General features: G+C 68.7%; 25 protein-coding genes. 10 read left to right on the top strand and 15 right to left on the bottom strand.

Annotated features, from left to right (window positions below; translation table 11 throughout):
- Positions 1 to 31: 31 nt before the first annotated feature.
- Together INQ48_31505 and INQ48_31500 are read right to left on the bottom strand one after the other, a co-directional pair.
- Positions 32 to 1,021, bottom strand: a complete 990-nt coding sequence (locus tag INQ48_31505; protein QRF62089.1) for a tripartite tricarboxylate transporter substrate binding protein — start codon at positions 1,019 to 1,021, stop codon at positions 32 to 34.
- A 75-nt stretch (positions 1,022 to 1,096) separates the two neighbouring features.
- Entirely contained in the window at positions 1,097 to 2,473 is a 1,377-nt protein-coding gene (locus INQ48_31500; protein ID QRF63031.1) for an alpha/beta hydrolase, read from the bottom strand.
- 315 nt (positions 2,474 to 2,788) lie between these two features.
- On the opposite strand from INQ48_31500, the gene INQ48_31495 reads away from it, so the two are divergent.
- Positions 2,789 to 3,592 (top strand): IclR family transcriptional regulator, encoded by an 804-nt coding sequence (locus tag INQ48_31495; protein ID QRF62088.1) that lies wholly within the window; start codon positions 2,789 to 2,791, stop codon positions 3,590 to 3,592.
- A gap of 30 nt (positions 3,593 to 3,622) precedes the next feature.
- A complete protein-coding gene (locus INQ48_31490; protein QRF62087.1) occupies positions 3,623 to 3,970 on the top strand; it encodes an SDR family oxidoreductase in 348 nt (115 codons plus the stop codon).
- Here the strand turns inward: INQ48_31490 and INQ48_31485 are convergent.
- From INQ48_31485 to INQ48_31475, 3 genes are all read right to left on the bottom strand, one after another.
- Positions 3,888 to 4,820, bottom strand: coding sequence for an alpha/beta hydrolase (locus INQ48_31485; protein QRF62086.1), 933 nt, complete (start codon positions 4,818 to 4,820; stop codon positions 3,888 to 3,890). The two genes, INQ48_31490 and INQ48_31485, sit on opposite strands and share 83 nt — an antisense overlap.
- An 84-nt stretch (positions 4,821 to 4,904) precedes the next feature.
- Positions 4,905 to 5,288, bottom strand: a complete 384-nt coding sequence (locus INQ48_31480; GenBank protein ID QRF62085.1) for a MerR family transcriptional regulator — start codon at positions 5,286 to 5,288, stop codon at positions 4,905 to 4,907.
- A 35-nt stretch (positions 5,289 to 5,323) separates the two neighbouring features.
- Positions 5,324 to 5,701, bottom strand: coding sequence for a tautomerase family protein (locus tag INQ48_31475; protein QRF62084.1), 378 nt, complete (start codon positions 5,699 to 5,701; stop codon positions 5,324 to 5,326).
- Positions 5,702 to 5,790: 89 nt separating this feature from the next.
- Here INQ48_31475 and INQ48_31470 point away from each other — a divergent pair, with 89 nt between their 5' ends.
- Positions 5,791 to 6,669: a LysR family transcriptional regulator gene (locus INQ48_31470; protein QRF62083.1), complete on the top strand. Its 879-nt coding sequence runs from the start codon at positions 5,791 to 5,793 to the stop codon at positions 6,667 to 6,669.
- A gap of 393 nt (positions 6,670 to 7,062) precedes the next feature.
- Positions 7,063 to 7,716 (top strand): SGNH/GDSL hydrolase family protein, encoded by a 654-nt coding sequence (locus tag INQ48_31465; GenBank protein ID QRF62082.1) that lies wholly within the window; start codon positions 7,063 to 7,065, stop codon positions 7,714 to 7,716.
- On the opposite strand, the gene INQ48_31460 is transcribed toward INQ48_31465, so the two are convergent.
- From INQ48_31460 to INQ48_31430, 7 genes are all read right to left on the bottom strand, one after another.
- Entirely contained in the window at positions 7,713 to 9,596 is a 1,884-nt protein-coding gene (locus INQ48_31460) for a TRAP transporter large permease subunit (GenBank protein ID QRF62081.1), read from the bottom strand. The two genes, INQ48_31465 and INQ48_31460, sit on opposite strands and share 4 nt — an antisense overlap.
- Positions 9,593 to 10,606: a TRAP transporter substrate-binding protein gene (locus INQ48_31455; protein ID QRF62080.1), complete on the bottom strand. Its 1,014-nt coding sequence runs from the start codon at positions 10,604 to 10,606 to the stop codon at positions 9,593 to 9,595. The genes INQ48_31460 and INQ48_31455 overlap by 4 nt, the downstream gene beginning before the upstream one ends.
- A gap of 69 nt (positions 10,607 to 10,675) precedes the next feature.
- Positions 10,676 to 12,265 carry an AMP-binding protein gene (locus INQ48_31450; GenBank protein QRF62079.1) on the bottom strand — a complete coding sequence of 530 codons (1,590 nt, stop codon included), beginning with the start codon at positions 12,263 to 12,265 and terminating at the stop codon, positions 10,676 to 10,678.
- Positions 12,262 to 13,434: an acetyl-CoA acetyltransferase gene (locus INQ48_31445; GenBank protein QRF62078.1), complete on the bottom strand. Its 1,173-nt coding sequence runs from the start codon at positions 13,432 to 13,434 to the stop codon at positions 12,262 to 12,264. The genes INQ48_31450 and INQ48_31445 overlap by 4 nt, the downstream gene beginning before the upstream one ends.
- Before the next feature lie 14 nt (positions 13,435 to 13,448).
- The gene (locus INQ48_31440; protein ID QRF62077.1) at positions 13,449 to 14,267 is read right to left on the bottom strand and encodes an SDR family oxidoreductase; all 819 of its coding nucleotides are present in this window, start codon (positions 14,265 to 14,267) and stop codon (positions 13,449 to 13,451) included.
- Positions 14,268 to 14,289: 22 nt separating this feature from the next.
- A complete protein-coding gene (locus INQ48_31435; GenBank protein ID QRF62076.1) occupies positions 14,290 to 14,691 on the bottom strand; it encodes a DNA-binding protein in 402 nt (133 codons plus the stop codon).
- Positions 14,684 to 15,238 carry a DUF296 domain-containing protein gene (locus INQ48_31430; GenBank protein QRF62075.1) on the bottom strand — a complete coding sequence of 185 codons (555 nt, stop codon included), beginning with the start codon at positions 15,236 to 15,238 and terminating at the stop codon, positions 14,684 to 14,686. The genes INQ48_31435 and INQ48_31430 overlap by 8 nt, the downstream gene beginning before the upstream one ends.
- Before the next feature lie 116 nt (positions 15,239 to 15,354).
- Between INQ48_31430 and INQ48_31425 the strand changes: the two genes are divergently transcribed.
- From INQ48_31425 to INQ48_31405, 5 genes are all read left to right on the top strand, one after another.
- Entirely contained in the window at positions 15,355 to 16,236 is an 882-nt protein-coding gene (locus tag INQ48_31425; GenBank protein ID QRF62074.1) for a LysR family transcriptional regulator, read from the top strand.
- Between the two features lie 290 nt (positions 16,237 to 16,526).
- Positions 16,527 to 18,524, top strand: a complete 1,998-nt coding sequence (locus INQ48_31420) for a peptidase M14 (protein ID QRF62073.1) — start codon at positions 16,527 to 16,529, stop codon at positions 18,522 to 18,524.
- A gap of 37 nt (positions 18,525 to 18,561) precedes the next feature.
- On the top strand, positions 18,562 to 18,738 hold the full coding sequence (locus INQ48_31415; protein ID QRF62072.1) for a hypothetical protein: 177 nt from the start codon (positions 18,562 to 18,564) through the stop codon (positions 18,736 to 18,738).
- Positions 18,739 to 19,044: 306 nt separating this feature from the next.
- Positions 19,045 to 20,427 (top strand): amidase, encoded by a 1,383-nt coding sequence (locus INQ48_31410; GenBank protein QRF63030.1) that lies wholly within the window; start codon positions 19,045 to 19,047, stop codon positions 20,425 to 20,427.
- Between the two features lie 150 nt (positions 20,428 to 20,577).
- Positions 20,578 to 22,548 carry a hypothetical protein gene (locus tag INQ48_31405; protein ID QRF62071.1) on the top strand — a complete coding sequence of 657 codons (1,971 nt, stop codon included), beginning with the start codon at positions 20,578 to 20,580 and terminating at the stop codon, positions 22,546 to 22,548.
- An 89-nt stretch (positions 22,549 to 22,637) separates the two neighbouring features.
- On the opposite strand, the gene INQ48_31400 is transcribed toward INQ48_31405, so the two are convergent.
- The gene (locus tag INQ48_31400) at positions 22,638 to 22,817 is read right to left on the bottom strand and encodes a hypothetical protein (protein QRF62070.1); all 180 of its coding nucleotides are present in this window, start codon (positions 22,815 to 22,817) and stop codon (positions 22,638 to 22,640) included.
- Between the two features lie 327 nt (positions 22,818 to 23,144).
- Complete coding sequence (locus tag INQ48_31395; GenBank protein QRF62069.1) at positions 23,145 to 23,897, bottom strand: SDR family oxidoreductase; 753 nt, start codon at positions 23,895 to 23,897, stop codon at positions 23,145 to 23,147.
- 104 nt (positions 23,898 to 24,001) lie between these two features.
- On the opposite strand from INQ48_31395, the gene INQ48_31390 reads away from it, so the two are divergent.
- The gene (locus tag INQ48_31390) at positions 24,002 to 24,928 is read left to right on the top strand and encodes an AraC family transcriptional regulator (protein ID QRF62068.1); all 927 of its coding nucleotides are present in this window, start codon (positions 24,002 to 24,004) and stop codon (positions 24,926 to 24,928) included.
- A gap of 9 nt (positions 24,929 to 24,937) precedes the next feature.
- Here the strand turns inward: INQ48_31390 and INQ48_31385 are convergent, their stop codons facing one another.
- Positions 24,938 to 26,017: a proline racemase family protein gene (locus INQ48_31385; protein QRF63029.1), complete on the bottom strand. Its 1,080-nt coding sequence runs from the start codon at positions 26,015 to 26,017 to the stop codon at positions 24,938 to 24,940.
- Positions 26,018 to 26,045 lie beyond the last annotated feature (28 nt).

Here is a 26,045-nt window from a genome sequence, read left to right as displayed (position 1 = left end):
CGCCATCGCCGGTGCGCGGCGTGGCGGTCGCCTACTTGGCGGCGCCCGCCGTGCCCAGCCCCAGCTTGTCGATCACGGCCTTCTCGGTCTTCATGGTGCGCACCGCGTACTGCTTGTAGGCCGCGCTGTCCATGTAGAAGGTCTCCATGTCGAACTTGGCGAGCGACTCCTGGTAGTTGGGCATCTCCATCGCCTTCTTGAAGGCGTCGTGCAGGATCGCGACCACCTTCGGGTTCGCGCCCTTGGGCAGCACCAGGCCGAAGGGCGAGGCCTGCACCATGTCGATGCCCGACTCCTTGAGCGTGGGCGCGTTCGGGTATTTCTTCGAACGAGTCTCGCCCCAGGTCGACAGCAGCCGCAGCTTGCCCTGGTCGACGTACGGGCCCCAGCCCGGCGTGTCGGCCACCGACATCACATGGCCGCCGAGCACCGCCTGCAGCGATTCGGAGTTGCCCTTGTAGGGCACGTGATTGAACTCCACGCCGGCCTGGATCGCGATCGCTTCCATCGTCAGGTGCAAGGTGGTGAGCGCGCCCGGCGTGCCGTAGCTCAGGCGGCCCGGGTTGGCCTTGGCATAGGCGAGGTACTCGCGCATCGACTTGATCGGCGAATCGGCGGGCACCACCAGGCCGAAGGAATAGCCGGCCAGGCCGATCACGTAGCTCAGGTCGTTGGCCGGGTCCCAGTTGAGCTTGGTGGTGTAGGGCAGGCGGAACACCGGCAGCGGCACCTGCGCGAGCGTGTAGCCGTCGGGCGCGGTGGCCTGCATGGTCTGCGCGGGCAGCACGCCGCCCGCGCCGGGCTTGTTCTCGATGATGACCGGCTGGCCGAGGATCTTCGAGGCGTTCTCGGCCAGCACGCGGAACGGCACGTCGGTCGAGCCGCCGGCGGTGAAGCCGATCAGCACGCGGATCGGGCGGACCGGAAAGGCATCGGACTGCGCGAAGGCGGGAGCGGCGGCGAGGCCGGCGGCCAGCAGCAGGGCGTGCAGCGCACGGCGGGTGAGGTTGGGTTGTTTCATGGAAGGACGTGCGAACGAAAAAACGGAAAAGGCGGTGCGGCCGCCCCGCGAACGGGACGCGCCGCACCGGCGCCGTCAGGGCGCGGGACAGCCGCCGCGGCTGGCCGAGGAGAACTTGCAGCCGTAGTCGGCGCGCGCCACGGTCGCGGCGTCGAGCACCTCGTCGCCGGCCGGCTTCACGCCGTTCTGCTCCCAGTTCGTCATCGCATCGAAGGCCTGGGTCTGTTCCTCGGTCGTGAAGTCGCAGTGGCTGATGCCGCGGATCGCGCGCTGCACCAGCCACTTCGAGGTGCCCAGCGCATCGGCGCGGCGCTTGTAGATCTGCTCCATGCTGAACGGCACATAGACGTCGCCCAGCGTGTGGATGGTCACCACCGGCACGTCGATGCGCGCATTGGACTTGGGGAACCAGCGCAGGCCGTCGCGCCGCAGCCGGTTGGCCTCGGGGTCGGCATGCAGCCGGTAGGCGCCCTGGTTGAAGGTGACTTCCTCCGGGCTTTGCGCCGGGTCGTTGTCGAGCTGGTAGACGATGCCGGTGGTGTCGTAGCCGTCGCGGTTGAGGATGCCGTTGATGGTGCCGTCGCGGCCGAAGGTGCCCCACACGGTGGCGTTCATGCTGCCCGCGAAGCCGGCGTCGAACATCGGGCGTTCGCCGCCCGTGAGGTTCTTGACGATGGCCTTGTACTTCTCGCCCTGCGCGGTCGTCGCGCTCGGGAATCTGGTGAACAGCGCGGCGCGCACCGCGGGCAGCAGGTCGGCCCAGTTGCTCACGGGCCAGCCGGTGACGGGCAGGCCGGCCAGCTGCTGCGCCGCGATCTGCGAGGCGCCGAAGTAGTTGTAGAGCTCGGTGTCGCCGAGCACGCCGCACATCGGCACTGCGCCCGCATAGCGCACCTTGTGGTTGGCCGTCTCCGTCGCCTCGGCATCGACCGCGGCCGCGGCCACGTGGCCGCCGAGCGACTGGCCGACGATGTAGGTCTTGCGCGGCGCATCGAGCGTGCGGCCGTTCTGCGAGGCGATGCGCTGGAAGGCCAGCGCGAGCGCGTTGGTGTCCTCGACGCCGGCGCGCACGTCGTAGTAGTTCTTGGTGTAGCTCGACGCGGCCCAGGCGTAGCCCTGGGCGATCAGGTGCGCGCGGATCGTGGGATCGCTGACGCTCACCACCGGGCCCGTGCCGCCGTAGCCGTGCGCGTACATCACGAGCATGCCGTTCCAGTTCTTCGGCACTTCGACGCGGTAGCCCGCGCCCTCGAGCACGCCCCACCAGCGGTCGGTGTCGGGCGCGCCCGAGAGGGCCGCGAACGGCAGCTTGGTCTCGTCGACCGTGAACTGGCGGCTGTCCTGGGCGCGCGTTTCCTCGGGCTCGGGGGCGGCCGGGGGCGGCGGTGCCGGGGGATTGCCGGCGCCCGCGCCGCCCGCACCAGCCTGTTGAGCGGCGAGGGCTGCGGCCAGCGCCGCGGCGCTGGCGCCCGACGAATCGCCGCCACCGCCGCCGCAGGCTGCCAGCGTCGCGGCGGCGATGAGCGAGAGAAGGGTGGCGCGGCGGCCCGGATGGCGATGGAACTTCACGAGATGTCTCCTGCGTGTGGGGATGGGTTCCGCGTGAATCGATTAATTTCGTTCAGCGGAATTAGATTTATGGAACGTTCTTTCGAACGATGGCGAGTATCTTTCCGCTCGCGTTTCTCTCGTATAGGGAATTCCATGAACCGTTTCCAAGCGCCGAAAATATAATTCCGTACAACGAAATTAAATGGAGATAAACGCATGGGACGCACCAAGCAGATCGACTTCGAGGAGGGTGCCGACAGCCCGCGCTTCGTGACCGCGCTGGCGCGCGGGCTGGAGATCCTGGCCGCCTGGGGCCCCGACGAGAAATGGCTCACCAGCACCGAGCTCGCGCGCCGCACCGGCCTGCCCAAGCCGACCATCGCGCGGCTCGCCTACACCCTGGTCGTGGCGGGCTACCTGCGCCATTCGCGCGAGACCGGCAAGTACGCGCATGGCGACAGCCTGGTCGCGCTCGGCATCACGATGGTGTCGAACCTCAAGCTGCGGCGCATCGCGCGGCCCTACATGCAGGACCTGGCCGACCGCTACGACGCCTCGGTGTCGCTCGGCATCCGCAACGGGCTGTCGATGCTCTACGTGGAGAACTGCCGCTCCAGCGCGCCGCTGTCGCTGGGCCTGGACATCGGTTCGCGGCTGCCCGTGGCGCGCTCGGCGATGGGCCATGCCTACCTCTGCGCGCTCGATGCGAAGGAGCGCGAGCGGCTGCTGGGCGAGATCCGCCAGGCCGACCGCGAGCGCTGGCCGCAGACGCAGCAGGCCATCGAGACCTCGCTCGCGCACTGGCGCGAACGCGGCTTCACGATGGTCGTGCGCGGCTGGGAGAGCGACATCAGCGGCGTGGGCGCGGCCATCCGGCAGGCCGACGGCAACGTCGTGACCTTCAACGTCGGCGGCTCGGCCAGCCGCTTCGGCCGCGAGCTGCTCGAGCAGGACATCGGCCCGCAGCTCGCGCGCATGGTCAAGGTGCTCGAATCTTTCGTGCGCGTAGACGACAACTGAGCGGGCGTTGCCCGCGGTGCGCGCTCAGGCGTGTCCGGCCAGTATCCGTTCGCGAGCGCGACCACGCGTGTCGTGACACCGGGCGTCGCGCCCTGTGCCGCCTTCAAGTGCGGGCTGCAAGTGCTCACGCGCTGCATGGCCAAGGAGTTCGGCGCGCGCGGCATCCGCGCCAATGCCGTTTCGCCGGGCGCCATCCGCACGGACATGACCAGCGACGCGCTCGACCAGAGCCCCGGCTTCGAAACCCAGCTCGCCGCGCAGACCGCGCTCGGTCGCACCCGCGGGCCTGAGGCCGCTACGCCGCGAACAACGTGGGCCGCAGCGCCCGCGCGGCATCGGCCAGCGCCTCGCGCGTGGCGTCGAAGGGCCAGCGCATGAACTCGTGGATCATGCCGTCGTAGCGCTTCACGCTGACCGGCACGCCGGCCTCGCGCAGCCGCTCGCCATAGGCTTCGCCCTCGTCGCGCAGCGCATCGAACTCGGCCGTGACGATATGGGCCGGTGGCAGTCCGCGCAGGTCCCCGGCCAGCAGCGGCGAGACCAGCGCATGGGTCTTCAGTGCCGCGTCGCCGAGGTAGTGGTCCATGAACCAGTGCTGCATCTCGCGGCCGATGTTGCCGTACTGCCCCGCGTAGGCCTGGATCGAGGTGTTGATGCGGCTGAAATCGACATCGGGATAGATCAGCAGCTGGTGCGCGATCCGCGGTCCCGCGGCATCGCGCGCCTTCAGCGCGACCACCGCCGCGAGGTTGCCGCCGGCGCTGTCGCCCGCGACCGCGAGCCGATGCCCGTCGGCCCCGAGCTGCGCCGCATGCTCGGCCACCCAGGCGGTGGCCGCGAAGGCCGCGTCGACACCGGCCGGGAACTTGTGCTCGGGCGCCAGCGGATAGGCCACCGAGACCACGACCGCCTGCGTCGCCACGGCGAGCGCGCGCGCGAGGCCGTCGTGCGTGTCGAGGTCGCCGAGCACGAAGCCGCCGCCGTGGAAGAACACGATGACCGGCAGCACCTCCCGCGGCGACGGGTGATAGATGCGCACGTCGAGCGGCCCCACCGCGGTGTCGATGCGCCGGTCGGCGACCGAGGCCACCGGCGCGCCGGGCGGCAGGGCCGCGAGCATGCGGCGCATGCCCTGTCGGATCGCGTCGGGCGCGAGCGTGTGCATGTCGGAGAAGCGGGTGGCGGCGAGGCGATCCAGATGCGCCTGGGCCTGGGGGTGAAGCGGCATGTCCTGTCTTCCGGTGGTGAAGAGGACGGCCAATCTACGACTTGAACTTCGGTTCAAGTCAAGCGCTTCTTCGCGGTTTTCTTGCTACCGCACGAGCTCGCGGAAGTTGGCCTTGAACTTCGGGCATTCGACCAGCGAGGCATGCGTGCACACGGCCGCGTGCTTGAGGCTGTCGCGCATGGTCTGCAGCCGCTCGATCTCGTGGTCGAGCTCGGCGGCGCGCTTGGCCATGCTGCGTCGCAGCTCGACGTCCTTGGGCGTGGACGCGAGGAAGCGCCCGATCTGTGCGAGCGAGAAGCCGGCCGACTTCGCGCAGTGGATCAGCGCCAGCCGCGCGACCACCTCGGGCCGGTAGGCGCGCCGCAGGCCGGTGCGGCCCGCGGACTCGATCAGTCCGCGCCGTTCGTAGAAGCGCAGCGCCGAAGGCGCCAGGCCGGCGCGCTGCGCGACCTCTGCAATATCGAGCATGGGATGTCTCCATCGTGGATCTCGTCGGCCGGGCCTCAGGCGAATTGCGCGAGGCCGTGGCCCACCGACCAATTCTCCTTCGGCGAGTCGACGATGTTCACGAACAGGTCTTCGCCGCGCAGGCCGGGGCTCTCGGCCAGCAGCTCCGCGAGCCGCCGGAACAGCGCCTGCTTCTGCTGCGCGCTGCGCGTGTCGAACACCGTGATCCGGATGTAGACCACGTCGTCGCTGCGCGTCACGCCGTAGGCGTTGCCGTGGCGGAAGTTCGCGGGCTCATGCTCGCTGAGCGTCATGAAGCGGTTGTCCTCGGACACGCCGAGCGCGTCGCTGAGCGCGCGGCCGAGGCCGTCAAGGATCGCCGCTCGATAGGCCTCGGGCTTGCCGGCACGCAGGAAGACATGGCTGATGGGCATCGTGATTCCTTCAAGGAAGTTGGGGAGGTCGGACGATGCTAGTCATACGAAATTGCTATGGATAAATATATCAACGACAATTTTTTGAAATGATTGCCCGTCCCCTCGATCTCGACGCCGTCCTGGCCTTCATCCGCATCGTCGAGCTCGGCAGCTTCACGCTCGCGGCCGAGGCGCTGCAGACCACGCAGGCCGGCATCAGCCTCAAGCTCAAGCGGCTCGAGGAGCGGCTCGGCTGCCGGCTGGTGGAGCGCACGCCGCGGCACGTGGAGCTGTCGGCCAAGGGCGCCGCCTTTCTCGAACATGCGCGCGAACTGCTGGCGGTGCACGACCGCGCGCTCGGCGCCTTCGCGCAGGCGCGCCAGCGGCTCACCATCGGCATCAGCGACCACGTGGCGGGCCCCGAGCTGCCCGCGCTGATCGCGCGCATGAACGCGCAGGACCCGCAGCTGCTGATCGAGATCCGCATCGGCTCCTCGGGCGAGCTGCTGCAGAGCTTCGACCGGCGCGAACTCGACACCGTGATCGTGCGCCTGCATGCGGGCCGCAACGACGGCGAGCTGCTGGCCGAAGAACAGTTCGGCTGGTTCGCGGCGCCGACCTGGCAGCACCGCGCGGGCGAGCCGCTGCCGCTGGCCACCATGGCCGAGCCCTGTGGCGTGCGCGCGCTGGCCGCGCGGCTGCTCGACGAGGCGCGCGTGCCCTGGACCGAGGTCTTCGTCGGCGGTGGCGTCGCCGCCGTCGCGGCCGCCGTCATGGCCGGTCTCGGCGTGGCCGCGCTGGCGCCGCGCATGCTGCCCTTCGGCGCGGTCGACGTGGGCGCGCGGCTCGGGTTGCCCGCGTTGCCGCGGCTGCCGGTGCTGCTGCACACGCGTGTGGGGGAAGGGCGGCCGCGCGCGGCGCTCGAGGCGCTGTCGGTGGCGTTCCGCGGCGTCGTGCGAGGGCGCGCGAGGGACGCAACACCCTGATTGCAGGGGCGGCCAATCTGCCGCCGCGGGTCGCCCGGCCCGTTGGGACCAATTTGCACAGCCATCGAGCCGCCGCGAGTGGTCGCGCTCCAGCCTCCTTGGTCCTTGCCGGAGCTTCGCTTTCAGCTTGCGCGAAAGCGGTTGCCACTTTGATGTCTTCAAGCGCGAAATTCGTTCCGAATATTTTCTATTTAATTGGTTTATTCATATTTACAAGGAATTATACAGACTAATTGATCATTATAAATTAATGCAAACTACTCTGTGTTTTGACATTCACGTAACAAACCAAGAAATAGGCTTTCTATAGTTTCGCGACGCGTCGGAGAGTCTCCTCGCCGACATGGGCGCGCACTCCATGGGTGCGGATTTTCGTACTCTTGGTGTGCTCCAGTGAAACCTATTTCCATTTGCCTCGCATTTGCCGCCGGGGCGCTTTGCATTTCAAATTCATCCGCCGGCAAGGAAATTGCTGGATTGAAAAATAAATGCTCGGTTACATTGGAAGGGGACTCGATCATGTGGGGCGGTTTTGTTCCAGGGCCTCGATTGTCCGAGCCGCCTGCCGCAATTCTCAAGCGTATGAGACCGGCCTATACGGTTGTCGATAATTCGGTCAACAGCTCCACCGCCGCTCAGCGCGCGAAAACTTTTCCCGGAAGCCCGCGAACGACCAGATTCGTCGTCTTGCAGCATGGCGTCAACGATGCTTTGCTGGGCTCCGACCTCGCCACGCCGCTGTACGAAATGGCCGAGATTTCGAAAAGAGAAGGCCGGATACCGATCATTACCGGACTGTCCCGCCAGATCCGAAAAATCAAGCAGATCGCTTATTACGACCTGGTGACGCAGCAGGTCGCTATCGCCTCCAATTCTCTTTTCGCCAATTGGCGGTCTGTCGAATACAGCCCCGCGGACATGGCCGATGAAATGCATCCTGGCCAGGCCTATGCCAACCGGCTTATGGAGCGCCTGGTTGCCGTGCTCGACCAGGCAGCCCCTGAGTGCGTCTCGCCGGAATTGAAAGAGGCCGCTCCTGGTCCTTAAAGAAACCCGATCGACAGCCACGGAATCGCCGCCACCAGAACCGTCCCCGCCAGCAGCGCCAGCATGTACCCCACGATCGGCCCGATCCCCGCATCGGGCTGCACGCGCCCGATCGCGCAGGCCGCGTAGTAGCCCACGCCCAGCGGCGGCGCGAACAGGCCCAGGCCCATCGACAGCACCACCACCATCGCATAGTGCACCTCGTGGATGCCGAGCTGGCGCGCGATGGGAAACAGCAGCGGGCCGAACAGCACGATCGCCGGGATGCCCTCGAGCACCGAACCGAGGATCACGAAGATCACCAGCGACACGGCCAGGAACATCCCGGCGCCGCCCGGCAGGTTCGCCATCAGCTCGGCGAGCCAGCGCGAGAAGCCCGACTGCGTGAGGCCCCAGGCCATCGCGGTGGCGGTGCCGATGATCAGCAGGATCGCGCCCGACAGCGAGGCGGTGGCCACCAGCATCGGCCCGAGCCGGCGCCAGTCGAACTGCCGGTAGATCGCGATCCCGGCCACCACGGCGTAGACGATGCCGATGGTCGATACCTCGGTGGCGGTGGCCACGCCCTCGACCACGGCGGCGCGGATCACAAAGGGCAGGGCGAGCGCGGGCAGCGCCACCAGCGCGAGCCGCAACACCTGCGACCAGGGCGAGCGCTCGACCTGGCTCAGGTCTTCATGGCGGCTGCGGAAGTGCACCACCACGCAGAGCATCAGGCCGAGGATCACGGCCGGCAGCAGCCCGCCGGTGAACAGCGCCGCGATCGACACGCCGGTGACCGAGCCGATGGTGATCAGCACCAGGCTCGGCGGCACGGTCTCGGTCTGCGCGCCGGTGGCCGCGAGCAGCGCGACCAGCTCGCCGTCGCTGGCGCCGCGCTTCTGCATCTCGGGAAACAGCGCCGGCGCGACCGCCGCCATGTCGGCCGCCTTCGATCCCGAGATGCCCGACACCAGGTACATCGCACCGACCAGCACGTACGAGAGTCCGCCCTTCACATGGCCGAGCAGGCTCGCGAGGAAGGCCACCATCGCCTTGGCCATGCCGGTCATCTCGATCAGCAGGCCGAGGAAGACGAACAGCGGCACCGCGAGCAGGATCAGGTGCGACATGCCCTCGTCCATGCGCCCGACGATCACGGGCAGTGCGGTGTCGGTGGTCAGCGCGAGGTAGCCGAAGGTGCCGAGGCCGAAGGCGAAGGCGATCGGGATGCCGCCGAGCACGCAGGCCAGCACCACGCCGACGAAGAAGACCAGCAGGTTGAGCCGGCCCAGGTCCTCGAACACGGCGCGCCCGAAGCCGAAGGCCGCGACCAGGATCACGACCACGCAGACGGCCTTGGTGGTGGTTTTCCAGTCGAAGTCGCGGAACAGCCGCAGCACCGCGAACAGCGCCATCAGCGCCACGCCCGCGGGCAGGGCGGCGGCACGCCAGGCGTTCGAGATGTCGAGCGCGGGCGTGGTGATGAAGCGCTCCTCCGCGGCGTACTCCCAGGCCGGCCACGCGATCATCGCGAGGAAGGCGAGCGCCGCGCACAGCGCGAGCGCCTCGGCCAGCTGGCGGCGTTCGGGCGCGAGGCCCGACACCAGCGCCGTCATGCGCATGTGCTCGCCGCGCCGCAGCGCGACCACCGCGCCCAGCATCGCCAGCCAGATGAAGAGCATCGAGGCCAGCTCGTCCGACCAGATCAGCGGCTGGTGCAGCGCGAAGCGCGCGACCACGCCCGCGAGCAGCACAGCGACGTCGGCCAGCACGAGCGCGCCGGCCGCGACGCTCACCGCGGCGCCGAGCGCCTGCTCGATGCGCGCGGCGAGCGGGTTCGATGCCGTGCCATCGAAAGCCAGCGCGGCCCCGTGGCCATGCCCCAGCGCGGCGCTCATGCCAGCTTGCCCACGCTGCGCTCGAGCAGCGCCCAGGCCTCGTCGCCGTACTTGGCCTTCCACTCGGCATAGAAGCCGGCCTTGCGCAGCTGGTCGCGGAACGCGGCCGGGTCGGGCTGGTTGATCTGCATGCCCTTGGCGGCCAGTTCCTTCTGCAGCCCGGTGTTGAGCTCGGCCACGTCGGCGCGCTCCTTGATCGCGGCGGCGTTGACGTGCCGCGCCACGATGGTCTGCAGCTCCGGCGGCAGGCGGTCCCAGGCGCGCTTGTTGGCGAGGAACCAGAAGCCGTCCCACATGTGGTTGCTCATCGAGCAGTACTTCTGCACCTCGTAGAGCTTGGCGGTCGAGATGATCGCGAGCGGGTTCTCCTGGCCGTCGACGATCTTGGTCTGCAGCGCCGAATACACCTCGGCGAAGTTGATCGAGGTCGGCGCGGCCTCGAGCGCCTTGAACATCGAGGTCCACAGCGGCGAGACGGGCACGCGCACCTTGAAGCCCTTCAGGTCGGTCGGCGCCGCGATGGGCTTGCTCGAGGAGGTGATCTGGCGGAAGCCGTTGTCCCAGATGCGGTCCATCGCGAGGATGTTGGCCTTGGCGATCTGCTGGCGGATGTGGGCGCCGAGCTCGCCGTCCATCGCCTTCCAGACGCTGGCGTAGTCGGGGAACGCGAAGCCCACGCCGCTGATGGAGGCCGCGGGCACGAGGGTCGCGAGGATCAGGCCCGACAGCGTGAAGAACTCGACCCCGCCCGAGCGCAGCTGGCTCAGTACGTCGGTGTCCGAGCCGAGCTGGTTGTTCGGAAAGATCTGGATGTCGACCTGGCCCTGGGTCTCGGCGCGGATCGCATCGGCCATCTCCTTGGCCCGGATGTTCATCGGGTGCGTGACCGGCAGGTTGTTCGCGTACTTGTAGCTGTAGGGCTTCTTCTGCGCGAAGGCGTGGCGCAGCGGCAGGGCCAGCGTGGATGCGGCGGCGGCGGTGCGCAGCACGGTGCGGCGTTGGATGTTCATGGCGCTTGTCTCCTGTGATGTGGGTTTTCTGGGGATCTGTCGAACGCTGTGGGGGAAGGGGACGGAACTTCAGGCGATGGCGGCCTCCGCGATCTCCGCCCGCTCGGCCAGCAGCCGGCGGATGTCGTTCTTCGCGACCTTGCCGTAGCCCGACTTGGGCAGCGCGGGCCAGAACAGCACGTGGCGCGGCCAGCGGTACTTGGCGCAGCGGCCGTCGAGGTGGCGCAGGATCTCCTCGGCATCGACGTCGTCGCGCTCGCACACCAGCACGGCCACGCCGACCTCGCCCCACTTGGCGTCGGGCCAGCCGAGCACCGCGGCCTCGCGCACCGCCGGATGGGTCAGCAGGATCTCCTCGACCTCGCGCGGATAGACGTTGGAGCCGCCCGAGATGTACATGTCGGACTCGCGGCCCGTGATGTAGAGCAGCCCGCGCTCGTCCATGCGCCCGAGGTCGCCGGTGTGGAACCAGCCGCCGCGCAGCGCCTTGGCCGTGGCCTCGGGGTTGTCGAAGTAGCCCGCGAACACGGCGGGGCCGCGGCAGCAGATCTCGCCGACGGCACCGGCCGGCAGGCGCTGCATCTGCGCATCGAGGATCGCGACTTCCATGCCGGTGCGCGGGCGGCCGCAGGAGCCGACATTGGCAGCGGGATCGGCATCGTCGGCCGAATGCATCGAGGGCGGCAGCACCGTGATGCAGCCCGTGACCTCGCCGAGGCCGAAGTACTGCACCAGCACCGGACCGAGCTTGTGCAACGCGCGCTTCTGGTCGGCGCGGTACATCGGCGCGCCCGCATAGATGAGGTAGCGCAGCGAGCTGTGGTCGAAGGCATCGACCGACGGGTCTTCCACCAGCATCTTGACGATGGTGGGCACGGTGAAGAGGTTGCTGACCCTGTGCCGCTCGACCAGCGCCCAGATGGCGGGCGGATCGAGCCGGTCCGAGGCCGGCAGCACGGTTGCCGCGCCGCGCGCGACGTTGAGCAGCGCATGGATGCCCGCGCCGTGCGACAGCGGCGCGACGGCGATCGAGCAGTCGCGCTCGGTGGTGCCGGGGATCAGGTCGGCGAGGTGGTTCGTGACCACGAAGGCCAGTTGGCCGTGGGTCAGCACCGCGGCCTTGGGCTTGCCGGTGGTGCCCGAGGTGTAGAAGTACCACAGCGGCGTGTCGGCATCGACCGGTGCCGTGGCATTGGGCGCGCCCGCGTGCGCCGCGAGCAGCGCCTCGTAACCCAACGCACCCTGCGGCGGCACGCCGATTGTCACCACATGGCGCAGGTGCGCCGAGGCCGCGCGCACAGCTTCCACGTGCGCGACGAAGCAGTCCTCCGCGAGCATCACCGTGGCCCGGCTCGCGCTGCCGAGGTAGGCCACCTCGGGCGGCGTCAGCCGCGCATTCACCGGCACCCAGACCGCGCCCAGGCGGAACGCGGCCCAGCAGCTCTCGAACAGCGCGATGTTGTTGCGCGACTGCACGAGCAGCTTGTCGCCGGGCTGCATGCCGAGCGCGCGCAGCGCATCGACCAGCGCGTCGACGCGTGCGTCGATCTCGCGCCAGGTCCAGGTCCGGTCCTCGAGGATCAGGCCCGGCCGATCGGGAAACAGCGCCGCGGTCTGCGACAGCAGCACCGAAAGGTTCGCCGCCTGCGCCGCGCTCACACCGCCTCCAGCACGCTGAGGTAGTTGGCGACCGCCGCGCCGCCCATGTTGAAGACGGCACCGGGCCGGCCCGTGGCCACCTGCATGTCGCCCGCCAGGCCGGTGAGCTGCATCGCCGCCATCACGTGCTGCGACACGCCGGTCGCGCCGATCGGATGGCCGCGCGACTTGAGGCCGCCCGAGGGATTGACCGGCAGCCGGCCGTCCTTGCGCGTCACGCCATCGAGAATGGCGCGCGCACCCTGGCCGTGCGGCGCCAGGCCCATGGCCTCGTACTCGAGCAGTTCGGCGATGGTGAAGCAGTCGTGCGTCTCGACGAAGCCCAGATCGTCCAGCTTGAGCCCGGCCGCCTCGAGCCCGCGACTCCATGCAAGCGCCGCGCCCTCGAAGCGCGTGGGATCGCGGCGCGACAGCGGCAGGTATTCGTTGACCTGCGTGCGCGAGCGCCAGCGCACGGCCGGCACGCGGGCCGAGGCCGTCGGTGCGGCCGAGATCACCAGCGCCGCGGCGCCGTCGGAGACCAGCGAGCAATCGGAGCGCTTGAGCGGGCCCGCGACCACCGGATTGCGCTCCGACACCTGGCGGCAGAAATCGAAGCCCAGGTCGCGCCGCATGTGGGCGAAGGGGTTGTGCATGCCGTTGGCGTGGTTCTTGGCCGCGATGGCCGCGAGCGCATCGCCCTGGTCGCCGAAGCGCTCGAAGTAGCTGCCCGCGATGCGGCCGAACACGCCCGCGAAGCCCGCGGGCGTCTCGCCTTCCTCCTTCACGTAGGAGCAGCGCAGCAGCGTCTGCGCGACCACCGGGGCGGGCACGGCATTCATGATCTCGAAGCCCACCACCAGCGCATGGCGCACGCGGCCGCTGTGCACCGCGTCGAGCGCGGCCCAGATCGCGGCCGAGCCGGTGGCGCAGGCGTTCTCCATGCGCACGGCCGGCACATGGCGCAACTGCGGCACCGCGAGCGCGACCAGCGAGGCGCTGAAGTCCTGCGGCATGAAGCCGCCGTTGAAGTGGCCGACGAAGACACCGTCGATGTCGGCGGCCTCGAGCCCGGCCGTGTGCAGCGCGGGGTCCACCGCATCGCGAATCAGCTGTTCGCTGTCGACCGCGTCGAGCTTGCCGAAGACCGTGTGGCCCCAGCCGGTGATGAAGGCGTTGTCGTGGTTCATGATGTGTGGTTCCTTCAGGCGTGCGCGGCTTCGGGGGCGCGTTCGGACGGCAGTCCGCGGCGCAGGGTCGGCAGGCCGACGCCCGCAGCGTCGAAGCCGCCGTCGACAGCGATCACCTGGCCGTTGATGAAGCTGGCGGCATCGCTGCAGAGGAAGCCGACCGTGTTCGCCATCTCCTCCACGCTGCCGTAGCGCCCGAGCGGGATCGCGTCGTAGTAGTCGGAGCGGATCGCCACGCTGTGGACCAGCTTGGCCATCTCGGTCTCGACCGGGCCCGGTGCGATCACGTTCACGCGCACGCCGGCGTTGCCGAGCTCGACCGCGTATTGCTTGGTCAGGTGGATCAGTGCCGCCTTGCTGGTGCCGTAGGCCACGCGCAGCGTGCTCGCGCGCAGGCCCGAGATCGAGGCCACGTTCACCACCGCGCCGCCACCGGCCTGCACCATCAGCGCGCCGAAGGCCTGGGTGCAGAGGAAGGCGCCGTCGAGGTTGGTGCCGAGCACCGCGCGCCAGTCGGCGAAGCTGGTGTCGGCCACGCGCTTGAACACCGCCACGCCCGCGTTGTTGACCAGCGCATCGACGCGGCCGAAGCGCGCGACCACGGCATGCGCGGCCGCGTCGACCTGCGCCGGATCGGACACGTCGCAGTTCACGGTCAGCACGCGATCGGGCTGCGCGAGCGTGCGGCCGGTCGCTTCGAGCGTGGCGCGGTCGTTGTCGAGCAGCGCGACCTGGTGGCCGTGCGCGAGGAACCATTGGCCGATCGCGAGGCCGATGCCGCGCGCGCCGCCGGTGACGACGGCGACGCGCCGGGAAGAGGTGGTGTCTGTCATGGGAGTCCTGCAGTTGTCGAAATCAGTTGTCGTCGTCGGCGGGCAGCCACTCCTCGAGCGTGATCTCGAAGGTGACGCACACGGTGTTGGCGCCGGCCACGAAGGGCCCGCCGTAGACCCGGCCCTCGGTGTCGGCGACCACGCCGGTGAGCGAGGAGCGCAGGCTGCCGTCGGGCTGCCGGCGCACTTCGCCGGCCAGGCTCACGACCTCGATGGCCGGGCCTCGGATCACCTGGCAGGCGCCGTCGGGGCGCTCGAGGCAGGCGTCGATCAGGCTGCCGAGCGCGCCGCGCACGAAGGCATGGCGAAAGCCCTGGGCCACGCAGAGCTTCTCGACGCCCTGCATCAGGTCTTCGTTGGGGCCGATGCGTGCGTAGGCCACGCGGCCCATGCGGCCGCGTTCGATCAGGCGGACTTCAGACATGGCCGGCCCTCGCCTCGGGGCGCATCAGCGGCATGCGCGTCTCCTCGTCGTAGGCCACGCGCAGCTCGAAGCTGTCGAGCGCGGTCACGAGCACCGTGACCGGCACGCGGCCGACCACGCTGCGGTCGCAGAGGATGTGGCCGCCGCGCACCGTGCCGTCCGCCTCGCAGAAGGCGCCATGGCAGTGGACCAGCGGCGCGTTCGAGGCCGAGCGGCCCAGCGTGGCGTTGCCGAAGATCAGCCGCGCGCCGCGCAGCGGCACCGGCGCGCCATAGGTGGCGAGCACGCGGCCCGAGGGGTCGGGCAGGGCCATGCAGAAGCGGAGGCTCTCGAGGTCGCCGCCGAGCAGCGTCATCGAGGCGCTGTGCACCGCCTCGCGCGCCAGCGCCTCGACCAGGCCCTCGTGCAGGGTGCGGCCCGCGGGCAGCGAAAGCCGGAAGTGCCGACCGTGGTCGGCACGCATGTGGTTGATCCTCACGGGGCCGCTGGGCCCAGGGTGGACCACGGTCCTTGCTCGTGGCAGGGCCGTCGTCGACTGCTTGTTCACGTTGTCTCCTGACTGCGCGGCAGGGGGTAGGGCCGGCGCATGGTCGCGGAGTCTAGGAGCGGTGATCCATAGCAACAAATCTACAATTCAGATCGATCAATACAGGATTCAGATCGATGGAACTCCGCCACTTGCGCTGCCTGGTCGCCGTTGCCGAGGAACTGCACTTCGGCCGCGCCGCCGAACGCCTCAATCTCTCGCAACCGCCGGTGAGCCTGGCGATCAAGGAGCTGGAGGAGGAGCTCGGCGTCGCGCTGTTCGAGCGCAGCTCGCGCCGCATCGCCATCACGCGCGCGGGCGAGGAGGCCCTGCGCGACGCGCGCGCCGTGCTCGGCGGCATGGAGAGCCTGCGCCGCCATGCGAAGGATGCGGCGGCCGGCCTCAAGGGCTCGATCGCGGTCGGCTTCATCAGCCTGCCGGCCTACACCTTCCTGCCGCAGGTGCTGCGCGACTTCAACGAGAACCATCCCAATGCGAGCATCGCGCTGCGCGAGGGCATCACCGAGCAGATCATGGCCGACGTGCAGTCGGGCCGGCTCGACATCGGCCTGATCCTGCAGCCGGCCGAGATGCCGCCGACGCTGGACTCGCGGCTGGTGCAGAAGGACACGCTGATCCTCGCGCTGCCCGAGACGCATGCGCTCGCGCGGCCCGGCAGCGTGGCGCTCGAGCGCTTCGCGAGCGAACGCTTCCTGGGCTTCGAGCGCCACATCGGGCCGCAGATGTTCGACGCCATCGTCGCCACCTGCATGCGGCGCGGCTTCAGCCCGCGGATGTTTCCGGCGCGCCAGATGAACACCATCGTGAGCCTGGTCTCGGGCGGCGTGGGCGTGGCGCTGGTGCCGGCCTGCGTGAAGGCGCTGCATCGCGAGGGCGTGGTGTTCCGTCCGCTCAAGGGCGAGAAGACGCATGTCGACACGCTGGTGGTCTGGCGCAAGTCGGACGAGTCGCCGCTGCTCAAGGCCTTTCTCGCGTTGCTGCCCAGGCTACGCGACTGACGCACCGACTTTCTCAAAAGAATAAGGACAGACGGTCGTTTCCCTCGAGCGCCGAGGGAATTATTCTTTTTCGCCAGCAGGCATCGCCCACGCGGTGAGCCTGCCCCGGGTGCGGAACAGGGAGGGAACGCACCCGCGCGTCCATGCGCCATTCATGACTGCGAGACGGTCCCTTTCGAAGGACCGTGTGGACGCGAATCTCCGATGCCCCTTCGAGACGGTGCCGGCCTGGACTGCCGTAGCGCGAGCCTGGCCGGTGAATTTCATGAATGCAGCACAGGACCACCCACATGAGCGCCGATCTTCACGCCGCACCGCGGCCCCAGCGTTTTCGTCTCGCGATCACCGGCCTGATCGTGCTCGCGCAGCTCGCACCCCTCGCGACCGCGCAAGGCACGGTGAACCCCGCCGCCGTACTGCCAGCGCAACTCGAGCAGGGCCGCATCTGGTCGGTGCGCGTGTCCTATGCATCGCGCGAGGACATCCAGCGCCTGTCGCGCTGGATCGACCACATGCGGCTGGACCGGGCCAGCAAGACCATCGCGACGGAACTCGACTCGCGAGCCGTCGAACGCTTGCGCAGCCTGGGCTACACGGTCGAGATCGATGCCGAGCGCTCCGAGAAGATCCGCGGCTTCCAGCGCGAGCGGCAGCAACAGTTGCTGAAGCTCGGCAAGCCCGGCGATCCGCTGTTCGACGGCAACGCCGCCTGCTACCGCACCGTCGAGCGGGCCAATCTCGACATCGATGCGCTGGTGGCGCAATACCCGAAGCTGATTCGTGTCGCTCCCGTGGGCCAGACCTGGGTGCAGACACAGCTGCTCTCATTTCGCAACGTGCTGATCAAGTACCTGCCGCAGAGCGTGCTGAGCACGATCGACTTCGACCTGCTGCCCGACAGCGAAGCCAACCCGCTGCGTGCCGTCGTCATCGGCAACCAGGAGCGCATCCAGAACAGGACCGTGCCGCGCATGGTCACCACCTCGTCGATCCATGCGCGCGAATACACGCCGGCCGAGATCTCCACGCGCTTCGCCGAGTGGCTGGTGAAGAACCACGGCACCGATCCCACGGCCACCTGGCTGCTCGACCACAACGAGTTCCACTTCATCCTGCATGCGAATCCCGATGGCCGGAAGCTTGCGGAGCAGGCCGTGGCGCAAAACCTCGGGGCCGGCTGGCGCAAGAACGTGAACCTGGTGGACGGCTATTGCAAATCGCCCGATGACGAGCTGATGGCCCGGTTCATCGGGCCCGTGGATTCCGGCATCGACCTGAACCGCAACTTCCCGTTCGGCTGGGACAGCACCGAAGGCAAGGGATCGAGCGACGACGCGTGCGAAGCGGATTTCCGGGGCAAGGCCGCTGCCTCGGAGCCCGAAACGGCCGCCATCGTCCGGTACGTTGCGGGCACGCGCCAGCAGGATGGCAGCTTCACGGGCGGCCTGCTGCGGGACCGGCGAATCGCCGCGGCCAACGATTTCTCGACCGCTGCCCCCGACGACTACGAAGGCCTGTACCTCGACATCCACAGCTACTCGCAACTGGTGCTGTGGCCTTGGGGCGTCCGACGCGAGGTGCTCAAGGGCGATTCCAAGACCGCCAACGACGACGGCATGGCGGCCTTCGCGCAGCGCCTCGCTTGGTACAACGGATATGCCGCCGATCAGATGGTCGGCTACGACACCGAAGGCACGACCACCGACACCTTCTATGGCGAACTCGGCGCGCCCTCGCTCACGATCGAGCTGGGCACCTCGTTCTACGAGCCCTGCGAGGAGTTCGAGAAGGACACCTTCCCGAAGAACGTGGCGTCCCTGCGCTATGCGGCCCGCACGCTGAAGGCGCCGTACCAGCTTCCGCTCGGGCCCGACGCGGCGGACCTCAAGCTCTCCGCCGCCAGCGTCAGGCAGGGCGAGTCCGTCACGCTCACGGCCACGATCGACGACGACCGCTATCGCTACGCCGAGGGCGACAGCGACTGGCCGGTGACCCGGCACGACCCCCAGCCCATCCAGGCCGCCAACGCCTACATCAACACCGTGCCCTGGGACAGCACCGCCAAGGCGATCCCGTTGAGCGCCACCGCCGACGTCGCCTTCGGCGCGGGGCCCAAGGTGACGGTCTCGGGCGTGATCGACACCTCGGCCTTCCTGCCGGGCAAGCACCTGCTCTACGTGCAGGGCGTCAACCGGAAGGGCAGGGCCGGGCCGCCCGACGCGGTCTTCCTCGAGGTGCTCGCCAAGGATGCACCGCAGCCCTGCCCGCCGGCGCCGTCGGCTAGCTGATCGCGTTGGTTTCGTTTTCGACATGAGGAGTCACAGCATGCAGATCCAGCTCTCGGTCCTTGCGCGGTCTTTGCCCGCGCTGCTTCTTGGCCTCGTGGTCACCGCCTGCGGCGGTGGCGACGGGGGCGGCGCGAGCTTCGTGCCGACCGGCGTCGGTCCCGCGACCATCGCGCCGGTCATTCCACCGGTCACCGAAATCAACTGCAAGCCCTAGCGTCGTCGCCGTGCATCGCGGCGCCATTCACCTGCATCCCACGATCGACAAGGAGTGACCATGAAGAGCGATGTTCGTCCACGCCGTCCCAAGGCAGCCATCCGCGTCTGGTGTTTGCCGCTGCTGTGCCTCGTGCTGTCGGCTTGTGGTGGGGGCGATGGCGCGAGCATCTCTCCGCTTGCCATGGCGCCACCGGCGACGGCCGGGGATGGCGTCGTCGTGCCGGTCCCGCCGACAGCGCCCGCCGTCGTGCCACCCTCGCTCGAAGGCATCGAGTACCTCGACATCGCGGGCCTGAGCGAGAAGATGGCGCAGGGCGCCACCTCGCGCGACATGGCGACCTACCTGCTGGCCCGCATCGATGCGCTCGACAAGAAGGGACCGGCCGTCAATGCCGTCATCGAGCTCAACCCCGATGCCATGGCCATCGCCGACCAGCTGGATGCGGAACGTGCCGCGGGCCAGTCGCGCGGGCCGCTGCACGGCATTCCGGTCTTTCTGAAGGACAACATCGACACCGGCGACAGGATGCAGACCACGGCGGGTTCGCTGGCGCTGGTGGGGAAGCCCGCACTGCAGGACGCCTTCGTCGCGAAGAAGTTGCGCGAAGCAGGCGCACTGATTCTCGGGAAGACGAATCTCAGCGAGTTGGCGGGCTTTCGTTCCCCTCTTCTCCCCAATGGATGGAGCGGGCGAGGTGGCCAGACATTGAATGCACATGTGCTGGACGGAGAACCCTGCGGATCGAGTGCGGGATCGGCGGTAGCGGTGGCGGCCGGCTTCGTGCCCATCGCGATCGGCACCGAGACCGATGGATCGATCCTGTGTCCCGCGGCGATGAATGGCATCGTCGGCTTGCGTCCCACGCTGGGGCTGGCCAGCAGAACAGGCATCATCCCGATCGCGAGCACCCAGGACACCCCGGGTCCGATGGCACGCACGGTCCGCGATGCGGCCCTCCTGCTTTCCGCGATGGCGGCCACCGATCCGAAGGACGCAGCCACGGCGGACGCGCAGGCTCATGCAGTCGATTTCACGAAGTTCCTGAGCCTCGACGGATTGAAGGGCAAGCGCATTGGCTATTCGTCGGGCCTGCACGCCGCAGCCGACTTCTACCCCGACTTCATGCCCGCGCTGGACACCCTGCGCCGACTCGGCGCGACGGTGGTGCCTGTGGAGAGCCCCAGCGAATTCGAGGTGGATGAATGGACGCTGCTGGGCTACTACTTCGGCAGGGAGCTGAATGCATACCTCGCAACCAGAGTTGGGCTTCCCGTCAAGACCATCGAGGAACTGCAGGCGTTCAACAAGACCGTCCCCTTGTTTCCCGATGGAACGCCCTACTCGCAACGGTGGATCGACATGGCCGTCGAGCTGCTCGTACCCTCTACCGTCCCCTATGAGCAAATGGCCCGCGAACAGAAGGCACGCGTGGCCGGCGAGTTCGACCGCGTCCTGTCGTCGAATGGCCTCGATGCCCTCGTGAGCCCGGGGCGCAGCGGCGCGATGGCCGGCTATCCCGGCATCACGGTTCCGATGGGAATCGACAGCAGCGGGATGCCCGTTGCGATCTATTTCGTCGGCACGCGCTGGAGCGAGCCCACGCTGCTGTCCATCGCCTACGGCTTCGAGCAGGCCACGAAGGCAAGGCGCAATCCGCAGTTTCGCAAGAATGCCCCTGTGCCATGAGTCTCGACCCGGCGGCCGCAGCCGCGCCCGGACAGACACGCTGACCCTCGCATCCAAACTTACGCAGCACAGGACACAACCCCCATGAGAGCTGGTCTTCACGCCGCGCCGCGGCCCACGCGTCTTCGTCTCGCGATCACCGGCCTGATCGTGCTCGCGCAACTCGCGGCCCTCGCGCCCCTCGCGACCGCGCAAGCCACGGCGAACCCCGCCGGTGCACCGCCAGCGCAGCTCGAGCAGGGCCGCATCTGGTCGGTGCGCGTGTCGTACGCGACGCGCGAAGACATCCAGCGGCTGTCGCGCTGGATCGATCACATGCGGGTCGACAAGGCCGGCAAGACCATTGCGACGGAACTCGACGCGCGAGGCGTGGAGCGCTTGCGACGCATGGGGTATGCGGTCGAGATCGATGCCGAGCGCTCCGAGAAGATCCGTGGCTTTCAGCGCGGGCGACAACAGCTGCCCAAGCAGAACATCCCGGGAACGCCGCAGACCTCGCAGAAGACCTCGGCGCTGGAGAAACCCGGCGATCCGCTGTTCGACGGCAAATCCGCGTGCTATCGCACCGTCGAGCAGGCCAATCTCGACATCGATGCGCTGGCCGCTCGGTATCCGAAGCTGGTCCGCGTCGCGCCCGTGGGCCAGACCTGGGTGCAGACACAGCTGCTCTCGTTTCGCAACCTGCTGATCAAGTACCTGCCGCAGAGCGTGCTGAGCACGATCGACTTCGACCTGCTGCCCGACAGCGAAGCCAACCCGCTGCGTGCCGTCGTCATCGGCAACCAGGATCGCATCCGGGACAAGAACGTGCCGCGCATGGTCACGACCTCGTCGATCCATGCGCGTGAGTACACGCCGGCTGAATTCTCCACGCGTTTCGCCGAATGGCTGGTGAAGAACCACGGCACCGATCCCACGGCCACCTGGCTGCTCGATCACAACGAGTTCCACTTCATCCTGCATGCGAATCCCGATGGCCGGAAGCTTGCGGAGCAGACAGTGGCACAAGGCTTCGGGTCGGGATGGCGCAAGAACGTCAATCTGGAGGACGCCTACTGCAAGTCGCCCGACGACGAGCTGTTGGCTCCCTACATCGGGCCCATCGAATCCGGTGTTGACCTGAACCGGAATTTCCCGTTCAGCTGGAACGGCTCGAAAGGCGTGGGATCGAGCGGCGATGCATGCGAACTGAACTACCGGGGCAAGTCCGCGGGCTCCGAACCCGAAACGGCGGCCATCGTGAAGTACGTGGCGGGTACGCGCCAACAGGACGGCAATTTCGCGGGCGGCCTTCTGAGCGACAGGCGAACGACCGCGCCCAACGATTTCGTGACCGGCGCACCTGGCGACTACGAAGGTCTGTACATCGACATCCACAGTTTTGGGGAGCTGGTCCTATGGCCCTGGGGCTTCCGGCCCGACGCCTTGGGCGGACACTCGAGGACCGCGAACGACGACGGCTTGTCGGCCTTCGCGCAGCGCCTCGCCTGGTACAACGGATATGCGGCCGATCAGACCCTCTTCTACGACACCGATGGCACGACCGCCGACACCTTCTATGGCGAACTCGGTGCGCCTTCGTTCATGATCGAGCTGGGGACCTCCTTCTACGAACTCTGCGAAGACTTCGAAAACGGAATCCTCCCGAAGAACATGGCGTCCTTGCGTTATGCGGCCCGCACGCTGAAAGCACCGTACCAGCTTCCGCTCGGGCCTGATGCGGCGGACCTCAAGCTCTCCGCCACCGCTGTCAAGCAGGGCGAGTCGGTCACGCTCACGGCGACGATCGACGACGATCGGTATCTCCACAGTACACAGCCGATCACCCGGCACGACCCGCAGCCCATCCAGGCCGCCAACGCCTACATCAACACCGTGCCCTGGGACAGCACCGCCAAGGCGATTTCGCTGAGCGCCACCGCCGACACCGCCTTCGGCGCGGGGCCCAAGGTGACGGTCTCGGGCGTGATCGACACCTCGGCCTTCCTGCCGGGCAAGCACCTGCTCTACGTGCAGGGCATCAACCGGAACGGCAGGGCCGGGCCACCCGACGCGGTCTTCCTCGAGGTGCGCGCCAAGGATGCACCGCAGCCCTGTCCGCCGGCGCCCTCGGCGAGCTGACGGAACTTGTCTCGTCTTCGACATCGGGAGTCGCGTCGCGCCGGTCTTTCCGCCGGTCACCGACTCGAACTGCAAGCCGCAGCCGTGGTTCAGCCCGATGGCAGCAGGAGCTCCAGTGCGACGACGGCAGCCCCACCGAGCGCACAGAGCCCGCTGCTGACCCGCAGCGCCCTGACATCGCGCGCTTCGCAGCCCTGTCGCCGTGCGGCCCACGCGGCGTAGCCGATCCCCGCCGCGAGCACGAAGCCCATCCAGCCGCCCGCGCCCATCACCGGGCACCTCGCCGATGAACGGGCGCCGGCGAAGGGCGCAGGCGATAACCGAGCCGCAGGAGGCCCGGCATCGCTTCGATGCGATGCAGGAGGAAGGGATTCGGTATCGGCTGCGCGCGCAGCGCTCGATGAATGGTCCGCAGGACCCGAAGAAGCTCGGCCATGGCAACACCTCGACAAGGTTGCAGGGCCGTCCCTCAATGTGCGTCAACGCCGAAGTCGTCCTCGGCGCGTCTCGATGCCGTGCGCATCGAGCGCGCCGAGGATAGCAGCCGCATCCGCGATGTCGCGCGAATCGGCCTTCGGGTCGAACGGGTATGGGGTTCAACGCGCCTCGGCGGCCCAGGCGAGGGCATCGGCGCCGGCCGGTATGCGCATCGGCGCGGCGGGGTCGGTGGCCGCGTGCCACACGGCTTCGGCGACGTCGAGCGCGTGGGTGGTCGGGGCCGACGTGTTGTGGAACTCCGCAAAGACCTTCTGCGCGAGCCCCGCATAGTCCTCGTGGTCGAAGCCCGCCATGTTCGGCCGCGCGTTGTCGCCGAAGCGCGTTTCGGGCGAGCGGCCCGGCAGTACCAGCCGCAGCCGCACGCCCAGCGGCTCGAGCTCGAGCGCCATCGACTCGGTGAAGGCATGGACCGCCATCTTGCTCGCGCGGTAGGCCGCGATCAGCGGCAGCGCCTTCAGCGTCACGCTCGAGGTGACGTTGACCACCACGCCCGCGCGGCGTTGCCGGAACTGGGGCAGCACCGCCTGCATCAGCGCGAGGGTGCCGAAGGTGTTGGTCTCGAAGAGCTGGCGCACGGTGGCCAGCGGCGTGAGTTCGGCCGGCGAGGCCGCGCCGAAGCCCGCGTTGTTGACGAGCACGTCGATGGGGCCGGCCGCTTCCACGGCATGCTCGATGCTCCGTGGATCGGTGACGTCGAGCGCGAGCACGCGCAGGCGCGGCGATGCGGGCAGCAGGTCGGTGCGCGGGGTGCGCATGGTGGCGACGACCTGCCAGTCGCGGTCGAGGAAATAGCGCGCGGTTTCGAGGCCGAAGCCCGAGGAGCAGCCGGTGATGAGAACGGTCCGGGTCATGGAGATCCTTGATGAGAAAGGGAGTGATCGATGCCTGACGATAGGTCGCCGGGGCCGGACTTGCTACGATCCCGAGTCCGAGTCTCATCAGGAATCGTCCGAACATGGTGGATCCCCTGGCCGAAGTGGTCATGCTGCTGCGGCCGAGCGCACGCTTCTCCAAGCGTGTGTTCGGCGCCAGCCCCTGGCGCATCGCGCGCTCCGATGCGGGCGAACCCTTCTATTGCGTGATCCTCGAGGGCGGCTGCCGCCTCGCGGTCGACGGGGGCGAAGCGATCGAGCTGCAATCGGGCGACTTCGTGCTGGTGCCCGCGGCCCGGCACATCGCGCTCTCCAGCCTCGAACCGCCACCGCCGGGCGCGCGCACCGCGCCGCCGGTGCCGCTGGGCAACGGCGAGTTCAGGGTGGGCGATGCACGAGGCGCGATCGACCTGCGCATGCTCGCGGGCCACTGCAGCTTCGATTCGCCCGATGCCTCGCTGCTGGTGTCGCTGTTGCCGCGCTTCGTGCACGTGCGCGGCGAGGAGCGGCTCGCGATGCTGGTGCAGTTCGTGCGCGAGGAGTCGCGCGCGCAGCGTCCCGCGCGCGAGCTCGTGTTGGCGCGGCTGCTGGAACTGCTGCTGATCGAGGCGCTGCGCGCCACCGGCGAAACCAACGCCTCGTCGGGACTGGCGCGCGGCCTCGCCGAGCCGCGCCTCGCGGCCGCGATCCGCGCAATGCACGAACGACCGGCGCATGACTGGACCGTGGCCGAGCTCGCGCACGAGGCCGCGCTCTCGCGCTCGACCTTCTTCGAGCGCTTCGGCCGCACGGTCGGCGTGGCGCCGATGGAATACCTGCTGGCCTGGCGCATGGCGCTCGCGAAGGACCTGCTGCGGCGCAACGCGGGCAGCGTGGCCGAGATCGCACAGCGCGTGGGCTACAACGCCGCGAACACCTTCAGCACTGCGTTCGCGCGGCACGTCGGACTGCCGCCGACGCGGTATGCGCGCGAGCACGCGGGCTTCGCGCAGGTGCCGGACGGCGCCTGAGCGCTTTGTCTACGCCGTGTCGATCGGCACGTAGACCAGGCCCTCCATCAACCGCCGCGCCGTGCGCTGAAGACCCAGCGCGGTGAACCGCGGCAGCTCCGCGCCGGGCCGCGTCGCCACCTTGACCGCCATCACGCCCAGCGGATGCCCGATGCGCAGCACCTCGCCGCGCAGCCGGTCGCCCGCGGCCGCATGGACCAGCGTGCCCGGAATGCGCGAGGCCGCCGCGGTGCAGATCGACCCCGTGCCCGCCATGCTGTCGTGGCACTTGCCGAGGAACACGAGGCGTGCGCGCAGATCGCTGTCCTCGCTCTTGGGCGGCGCCACGATCACGGCCAGCGGCAGGCCCGGCAGATGCACGTCGCGCCAATGCGCGTAGAGCCCGATGCGTTCGCCGGCCCTGGCCTGGATCTCGCCGATGGTCTCGATCAGCGCGCGGTCGCCGCCGATCGCGGGCGGCATTTCGTCGCCGTTCAGGCCCAGCGACTCGGCCGCGATGAAGACGCAGGGCGTGGCCGCATCGACGATCGAGACCCGAACCTCGCGGCCGTCCTCCAGCGCGATCGCATCGACCGGCTGGCCCGTCGGCAACAGGCGGCCCGTCTTGGCACCGAGCGTGTCGGTGTAGTCCATGAGGATCTCGGCCCCGGTGCCCGGCACGCCCGCGATGGCGCAGTCGCCCGTCACGCGGGCCTTGCCGTTGCGCACCTGCACGCGCGCGACCAGCACGGTGCCGGTGTTCGTGTTGTGGATGCGCACCACGCTCAGCGGCTCGACCGCCTCGACCAGCCCTTCGTCGACCGCGAACGGCCCCACGGCCGAGGAGATGTTGCCGCAGTTGGCGTCGTAGCCGATCAGGTCGCGCTCCACGTCGCACTGCGCGAAGGTGTAGTCGACATCGGCGTCGGGCCGCGTCGACGGACCGATCAGCGCCACCTTGGAGGTGACCAGCCGCGAGCCGCCCATGCCGTCGATCTGCAGCGGGTCGGGCGTGCCCATGGCGCGCTTGAGGAAGGCGTCGCGCGCCGGGCCCGGCGGCGGCACGTGGCGCAGGTGGAAGAACAGCGCCTTGCTGGTGCCGCCGCGCATCAGCACGCAGGGCACGCCCTGCTGCTCG

This window comes from Variovorax paradoxus, from assembly GCA_016806145.1.
Lineage (GTDB): Bacteria > Pseudomonadota > Gammaproteobacteria > Burkholderiales > Burkholderiaceae_C > Variovorax.
The sequence above is the reverse complement of the archived record's forward strand: the minus strand, read 5'-3'. Positions and strand labels throughout refer to the sequence as shown.